Origin of the sequence: Nocardia sp. NPDC058633, assembly GCF_042717045.1 — a bacterium.
In the GTDB taxonomy this organism is placed as follows: domain Bacteria; phylum Actinomycetota; class Actinomycetes; order Mycobacteriales; family Mycobacteriaceae; genus Nocardia.
In genome coordinates, this window is sequence record NZ_JBHXRA010000003.1 from 86296 (window position 1) to 93551 (window position 7256).

The following is a 7256-nucleotide window of genomic DNA, read 5'->3' on the forward strand; positions in this document are numbered from 1 at the left end:
GAGGACGCAGTATGAGCTGGCAGCCCAGTGGTCCCGCGTGGCTGTTCTGCCCCGCCGACCGGCCCGAACGCTTCGCCAAGGCCGCGTCGGTGGCCGATGTGGTGATCCTGGACCTGGAGGACGGTGTCGCCGTCGGCGACAAGGCCGCCGCCCGGCAGGCGCTGATCGACACTGCACTTGACCCGCGGCACACCGTGGTCCGCGTCAACGCGGCCGACACCGACGAGTACGCGGCCGATCTGGCGGTGCTGGCGCAGACCGCCTACCGCCGGGTGATGCTGCCCAAGTGCGAGTCGGCCGAACAGGTGCGCAGCGTCGCGGGTTATGAGGTGATCGTGCTGGTCGAATCGCCGCTCGGCGCGGTGCGGGTCACCGAGTCGGTGCAGGCAGACAATGCCATCGGCGTGATGTGGGGTGCCGAGGACCTGGTCGCCGGGCTCGGCGGCACCGCCAGCAGGCACGCCGACGGTGGCTACCGCGAGGTCGCCCGCCATGTGCGCTCGTCGACCCTGCTGGCAGCCAAGGCGTTCGGTCGCTTCGCCCTGGACTCGGTGTACCTGAACATCGAGGATCTCGCCGGTCTCGCCACGGAGACCGCCGACGCGGTCGCCGTCGGTTTCGACGCCAAGGTCGCCATCCACCCGAGCCAGGTCGCCGTGATCCGCGACGGTTACGCGCCCGACCCCGCCGAACTCGACTGGGCGCACCGGGTGCTGGCGCAGGTGCCCAACCACCGCGGGGTGTTCGCGTTCGAGGGTCGTATGGTCGACGCACCGGTACTTCGGCACGCCGAACAGATCGTTCGGCGCGGGGGCGTGCCCGGCTGACCATCGGGTACCCCTCTCCCGATACACGAGTAGTCCAGTTCGAGGAGGACATCGCCAGTGCTACCGCAATGGGTACCGAGCGCGCACGACATCGCATCGGCCCGCATCACCGACTTCGCCGCCTTCGTCACCGCGCGAACCGGCGACGAATACCCCGACTACCGGGCGCTGTGGCAATGGTCGGTAGATGACATCGCAGGCTTCTGGCAGGCCCTGTGGGACTACTTCGAGCTCGGTGAGACCGCCGGTGAGGTGCTCGGCTCGCGGGAGATGCCGGGCGCGCAGTGGTTTCCCGGCACTCGGCTCAACTACGTCGACCAGGTCGTCCGGATGGCCCAGTTCAGCCGCCCGGCGGTGATCGCCCTGCACGAGGATGCCGAGCCGCGGGAGCTTTCCTGGGCCGAATTGATCGAGCAGGTCACAGTTTTCGCGCGCACATTGCGTGAGCAGGGCGTCGAGGCGGGCGACCGGGTGGTCGGCTACCTGCCCAACATCCCGGAAGCGATCGTCGCCTTCCTCGCGACCGCCAGCATCGGCGCGGTGTGGAGTGCGTGCGGTCAGGACTACTCGGCCAAGGCCGCGCTGGACCGGCTCGGCCAACTCGACCCGACGGTCCTGGTCACCGCCGACGGCTACCGCTTCGGTGGCAAGGAACACGACAAGCGCGCCGACATCGCGGCCTTGCGCGACGGTCTGTCCGACTTGCGCGCCACCGTCGTCGTCTCGCAGCTCGGCCTCGACGTGCCCGACACCCTGTCCTGGGCCGACTCGGTCGCCTACGCCGGACTCGGGGTGATCGAGACTGCCCCTGTCGATTTCGATCATCCGTTGTGGATCGTGTTCTCCTCCGGCACCACCGGACTGCCCAAAGGCATCGTCCACGGCCACGGCGGGGTGCTGCTCGAGCATCTGAAAGCCGTGACGCTGCAATCGAACATGGGCTCGGAGGACACGTTCTTCTGGTACACCAGCCCGAGCTGGATGATGTGGAACTTCCAGATCGCCGGCCTGCTGACCGGCGCCACCGTCGTCACCTACGACGGCAGCCCGACCGCGGGCGGACCGGATGGCTTGTGGCGCATTGCCGCTCAGGTAGGCGCCACCGTGTTCGGTACCAGTCCCGGCTATGTTCTCGGCTGCGTCAAAGCGGGCTCCGTGCCGCGCACCGATCACGACCTGTCGGCCCTGCGCTCGGTCGGCATCACGGGATCGTCGCTGCCGGTGTCGAGCGCGCTGTGGTTGAACGAGAATGCCGGTGAACACGTTCAGGTGAACTCGATCAGTGGTGGCACCGACGTGGTGTCGGCGTTCGCCGGCGGGGCGCCGACCGTGCCGGTATGGCCGGGTGAGCTGTCGGCGCCGTATCTCGGTGTCGCCCTGGAAGCCTTCGACGAGCAGGGCGTGCCCGTGCGCGGCGAGGTCGGCGAACTGGTGGTCACCGCACCCATGCCGTCGATGCCGGTCAGCTTCTGGCGCGACGACGACGGAAAGCGCTACCACGCGGCCTATTTCGACACCTATCCCGGCGTGTGGCGCCACGGCGACTGGATCACCCTGACCGAACACGGCAGCGTCGTCGTGCACGGCCGCTCCGATTCCACCCTCAACCGCCACGGCATCCGCATGGGCAGCGCCGACATCTACCAGGTCGTGGAACAGTTCCCCGAGATCGCCGAGGCTCTGGTGATCGGCGCCGAGCAACCCGACGGCGGCTACTGGATGCCACTGTTCGTGGTCCTTGCCCCCGACACGGAACTCACCGAGGACCTGAAAACCCGTCTCGCCGCGGCGATCCGCACCGAGGTCTCGCCCCGCCACGTCCCCGACGAAATCCGCGAAGCCCCCGGCATCCCCCACACCCGAACCGGCAAGAAGCTGGAAGTGCCCATCAAGAAGCTGTTCCAGGGCGCCGACCCCGCCCGCGTGGTCGAACGCAGCGCCGTCGACGACCCCGCCCTGCTCGACTGGTATGCCCGGATCACCCCGCCCGACAAGGGCTAATACACTTCCCGCATGAATGTCAGCGAGACTCGTGGGGCACGTGGGGTAGCTGGGTCCGAAGTGCGGCGGCGGCCGAAGAATCGTCGAGCGCAGATCGCGGCGTCGTCGGCGGTGGCGTTCGGGGCCGCCGGGTATCACGGAGTGAGCATGGAGGACATCGCGTCCGGGCTGGGTATCAGTTCGGCCGCGTTGTATCGCCACTATCCCAGCAAGTACGCGTTGTTCCGGGAGGAGTTACTTCGGGTGGGGCAGTCCTTCACCGCGTCGATCGTGGTGCCGGCCGAGGACACGCTGCCCGCGGCGCACACGTTGCGCCACATGCTGACCGGGCTGATCGGGGCGACCGTGGAGAATCGGGCCACGGTGCGCCTGGTGCGGTGGGAGGGCCGCTATCTCGAACCGGCGGATCGGATGATCCTCGACGAGCAGCAGACTTCGGTGCTGCTCGCGCTCGATGGTCAACTGGCGTTCTTGCGCCCCGAATTGACCGCGGCCGAGCTGCGCATGGTCTCCACCGCGATTCTCGGTGTGATCACCAGCATCGCCGATCACCACGCGGCACTGCCCGTTCGCACGCTGCACAAATTGCTCGGCTCGGCGTGCATGGCACTGACCGCCACCGAATTGCCTCCCGCCGCGGCTTTTTCGGAGCAGGGCGCTCGCGCCGAGATCCCGGATTCGTTCAAACACGAACTGCTGCTGCGCAAAGCGGTGGAGCTGTTCCACAAACGCGGTTACCCGAATGTGAGCGTGGAGGACATCGCCTCGGCAGCGGGGTTGTCGGCGGCGTCGGCGGTGTACCGGTTCTATCGCGGCAAGAGCGACATCCTCGCCGCCGCGTTCCGGCGCGCGGCGGATCGGGTGTCCGGGGCGATCGGGCCCGCGGTCGCGAGCACGCCCGACAGCGGCGCGGCGTTGGGGGTGCTGATCGAGCAGTTCGTCGCCGACACCTTCGACGAGCGGGCGCTCGCCGTCGTCTACTACGCCGAGTTCGGGCACGTGCCCGCCGAGGAACGTGCCGTCCTGCGCAATATTCAACGGTTGAGCGTGCAGGAATGGGCGCGGCTGGTACGCGACCAGCGACCGGAGCTCTCCGCGGCCGAGGCGCGATTCCTGGTACACGCGGCGTTCGCGATGGTCATCGACCTCGGTCAGGGCTACGGCGACGACCCGATCGCGGGCCGGGCCAGGGTGGGATTCTTGATGCGGCGGGTGCTGCTCGGCTGATCATTTCACCCATTGCGTATGAGGCGGACCGTTCTCGACCCCGCATACGCTCGGCGATCAGGCCGTCGAACGGAGCGTGAATGGATCCTCGCACGGGTGCGCTGACCAGGCGAACGCTGCTCGGGCTCGGTGCCGCGGCGGCCGCCTCGGCAGCGTTGCCCGGGTGCGGGGACGAGTCGACGCCCTCCTCGACACACACCACCGGCAAGCCGGACGTGCTCGCCCTGGCGATCGACGCCTACGTCTTCGGCTATCCGATGATCATGCTGGACCTGATGCGCGCGGCGAGCGGGCCCACCAACTCCATCGATCACAGCGTCCTGCCCGATCCCGACGATCGCGGGGTGGCCCGGCTCAGCCACGACATGGTGTATTCGCAAGCCTGGCTCGACCTCACCGAAGAGCCGATGGTGCTCCAGATCCCGGGGATGGAACCCGACCGGTTCTGGCTGTTCCAGCTCGTCGACGGCTGGGCCAACACCGTGCACGACCTGACCAGCAGAGACCCACGGACCACCGTCGGCGCCGACGGACCGCCCTTCACCTACGTCGTCACCGGGCCGCAGTGGAGCGGTGAGCTGCCCTCGGGGACGACCCGGCTGCACATGCCCTCGACGCTGTGCACGATCGTCGGACGGATCCAGATCAACGGCGTCCAGGACGCGCCGACGGTCAACCAGTGGCAGCAGCGACTGAAGCTGATCGCGCTGAGCGCGTGGAACCGCGGGGAACTCGACCGCACGGTCAGCCGCGTGCACCCGATCGATCGCGGATCGGAGCCGCCGACGAAACGGATCACCGCCCTGGACGGCCGCACCTACCTCAACCGTTTGTGTCGGATGATGCTGGCCGATCCCCCCGCCGCCGCCGACGCGCCCCTGATGAGCGAACTGGCTTCGATCGGCGTACAGCCCGGCGGAGTGGTCGACGACCAACCCGCCGAAGTCCTCGACGAAGCGGTTCGCCGGGCCCAACGCCGCATCGCCGAGTGGACCGACCCGACCGCCCGCCACGCCAACGGCTGGGAGATCCCCGTCGACCTGGGCACCTTCGGCACCGACTACCTGCGCCGCGCGGCCACCACCAAACGCTCCCCCGCCCTGGCCCCCATCCGCGACATCCTCTACGCGAACCTGGACGCCCCGAGCACCGACGACCGTGGCCGCCCCCTCCGCTACCGAATCCGCTTCGAACCAGGCCAGTGGCCCCCCGTCGAAGCTTTCACCTCGATCACCGCTTACGACCCCCAGGGCTTCCTGGTCCCCAACCCCGACGCGATCTACTCGGTAGGCCACTACCCCGCCGCCGTCCGCGCCCCCGACGGCAGCGTGGAACTGGCTGTCCAACACCAGGACCCACGCCCCACCGTTCCCACCGGCAACTGGCTCCCCATCCCCCCGACCGGCGACTTCTCCCTCACCCTCCGCCTCTACGCACCCCGCGAGGAAGCACTCGAGGGCAAGTGGGAACCACCACCCCTGACCTGCATCGACTGAGCTGGGTCGCGCCCTGCGAGGACTGGCCGAGGAAAAGCGTGACGTACGAGGCGTTCTTCAGTCCCCCACGCTCGGTGGCGATTTGCGGGGAGGGCTAGCTCAATCCGTGCCGTGCCGCCGATCCTCTGACCTGGCACAGCTCAGTCGAGCTTGTTGGTCTGCTGCTTGATGGCCAACTGAGTGGCTTCGTCGCAATTCTTGTATGCGGCACCGGCTTTGCGGTACATGTCGGCCATCTGGGTGAGGATCTCGATGTGCTGGCGAGCCGCGTCCGAGTACGAGCCGGTACCCGGTCCCCCCTCGGCAAGGTCTGCGAACTTTTTGCCAAGTGCCTTGGCGGAGTTCAGATTTCCGAAAGAGTCGATTGTGACCATGCGCTGGGTACGCCGCGCGAGGTTGTTGAGGTCATCGATGTAATCGTCGCACCACTTGGCGCAGCGTTCAGCAGCGTCATATTCAATGACGAGGCGGCCGGCGGCAGCCTCGCCGGCGAGGGTCTGGAATTTGTTGGCTAATTCGTTCACATCTGCCATCGGAAGATTCCTTACTGACCTACGAAGTTATCGCGGCAAGAACTCGACAAAGTGTGGAGCAGCAGCAGTCGCCCACTGGCAAGGGTCAATCGTCGACTTGCTACTCAAGAACCTCATAGCCGATACCGAAACCAGGCCTTGGCTCGTGTCGAATGTGATCTGACATTCATTCGGTGGTGACTGTGAGCCGACGTAGTGCTGCACCGCGCTTCGGCCATCTACCGTGACATCACGAAAGCCGCTGAAACGATCGTTCGTACGAAACTCATCGAGGGTATGCGTGGTGGAGATGAGCCCGATGAAGTAGTCGTCTGCCTCCCAGTCACACCCCTTCCAATCTTCGCGCCCCACCGAGAATGGATTGTCGTCCTTCGACGCAGGATCAGCCCCCGCCGCAACCAGCGCACTCTCCGGCACCCCACACGGATCGAACAACTGCTCCTTGGTCAACGGAGCCCCACTAGCCTCCGCTTGCCCGTCCACCCCCTTCGAGCACCCCGCGAGCGCCAGCACAGCGCATCCCCCAACCACCAACCCGACCAGCCGCATGATCTCTCCCTGTTCCGCACAACACCGCTCGATGTCTTAGACGCAAGCCAACCCCGTTCGGTTCCCCAAGCTCCGTACCCGTCGCGACGTAGACGTCCGCACCCTAGCCGATCCAGAGTGGGCGCACCCTCCTGAGCATGGCGGCACCACCATCTCGAGCAACGAGTCGTTGCCAGATACGGTTGGTGATCATGGAACTGCAATTAGAAGCAATAGGGCAGCGCGTCTCTGCGGTTGAACTGGGATATACCGCGACAATCCGAATGGGTTCGCCGACCGCATTCGAATTGCAGATCGAGGGTAAGCTTACTTTTCGCACCCCAAACGGGATTCTCTTGGGTGCACCGCCCAACGACTACGCCGGTCTGAGCTCAGAGCTACGGTCCATTATCGACTCATCTGTAGTACGAGCCGATGCCAGTGAAGTCGATGGCTTGATTATGGAGTTCGATTCCGGCGCGGCGATAATCGTTCCCATAGACGAAAAATATGAATCCTGGGGCATCGTCGGATCGAATGGATATCGGGTGATCAGCACACCGGGGGGAGAATTTGCCATCTGGTCGTCCCGCGAAGGCACGTGATCGAGCTACAGCAGATCCTCCTCGACTACGGGGCCAGCC

The 7256-nt window shown here is 66.3% G+C and carries 7 protein-coding genes; 5 read left to right on the forward strand and 2 right to left on the reverse strand.

Annotation, left to right across the window (positions count from 1 at the left end; genetic code table 11):
- Window positions 1-11: 11 nt before the first annotated feature.
- The 4 genes from ACFWUR_RS04370 to ACFWUR_RS04385 all read left to right on the forward strand — a co-directional run bounded on the left by ACFWUR_RS04370 (window position 12) and on the right by ACFWUR_RS04385 (window position 5551).
- Window positions 12-827, forward strand: a complete 816-nt coding sequence (locus tag ACFWUR_RS04370) for an HpcH/HpaI aldolase/citrate lyase family protein (RefSeq protein ID WP_378901729.1) — start codon at window positions 12-14, stop codon at window positions 825-827.
- A 57-nt stretch (window positions 828-884) separates the two neighbouring features.
- On the forward strand, window positions 885-2828 hold the full coding sequence (locus tag ACFWUR_RS04375) for an acetoacetate--CoA ligase (protein WP_378901731.1): 1944 nt from the start codon (window positions 885-887) through the stop codon (window positions 2826-2828).
- 12 nt (window positions 2829-2840) lie between these two features.
- Window positions 2841-4055, forward strand: a complete 1215-nt coding sequence (locus ACFWUR_RS04380) for a TetR/AcrR family transcriptional regulator (protein WP_378901733.1) — start codon at window positions 2841-2843, stop codon at window positions 4053-4055.
- Between the two features lie 80 nt (window positions 4056-4135).
- Entirely contained in the window at window positions 4136-5551 is a 1416-nt protein-coding gene (locus ACFWUR_RS04385; protein WP_378901734.1) for a DUF1254 domain-containing protein, read from the forward strand.
- Window positions 5552-5691: 140 nt separating this feature from the next.
- On the opposite strand, the gene ACFWUR_RS04390 is transcribed toward ACFWUR_RS04385, so the two are convergent.
- Both ACFWUR_RS04390 and ACFWUR_RS04395 read right to left on the reverse strand, forming a co-directional pair.
- Window positions 5692-6084: a hypothetical protein gene (locus tag ACFWUR_RS04390; RefSeq protein ID WP_378901736.1), complete on the reverse strand. Its 393-nt coding sequence runs from the start codon at window positions 6082-6084 to the stop codon at window positions 5692-5694.
- A gap of 27 nt (window positions 6085-6111) precedes the next feature.
- Window positions 6112-6633, reverse strand: a complete 522-nt coding sequence (locus ACFWUR_RS04395; protein WP_378901739.1) for a DUF3558 domain-containing protein — start codon at window positions 6631-6633, stop codon at window positions 6112-6114.
- 191 nt (window positions 6634-6824) lie between these two features.
- On the opposite strand from ACFWUR_RS04395, the gene ACFWUR_RS04400 reads away from it, so the two are divergent.
- Window positions 6825-7217, forward strand: coding sequence for a DUF6188 family protein (locus ACFWUR_RS04400; protein WP_378901742.1), 393 nt, complete (start codon window positions 6825-6827; stop codon window positions 7215-7217).
- Window positions 7218-7256 lie beyond the last annotated feature (39 nt).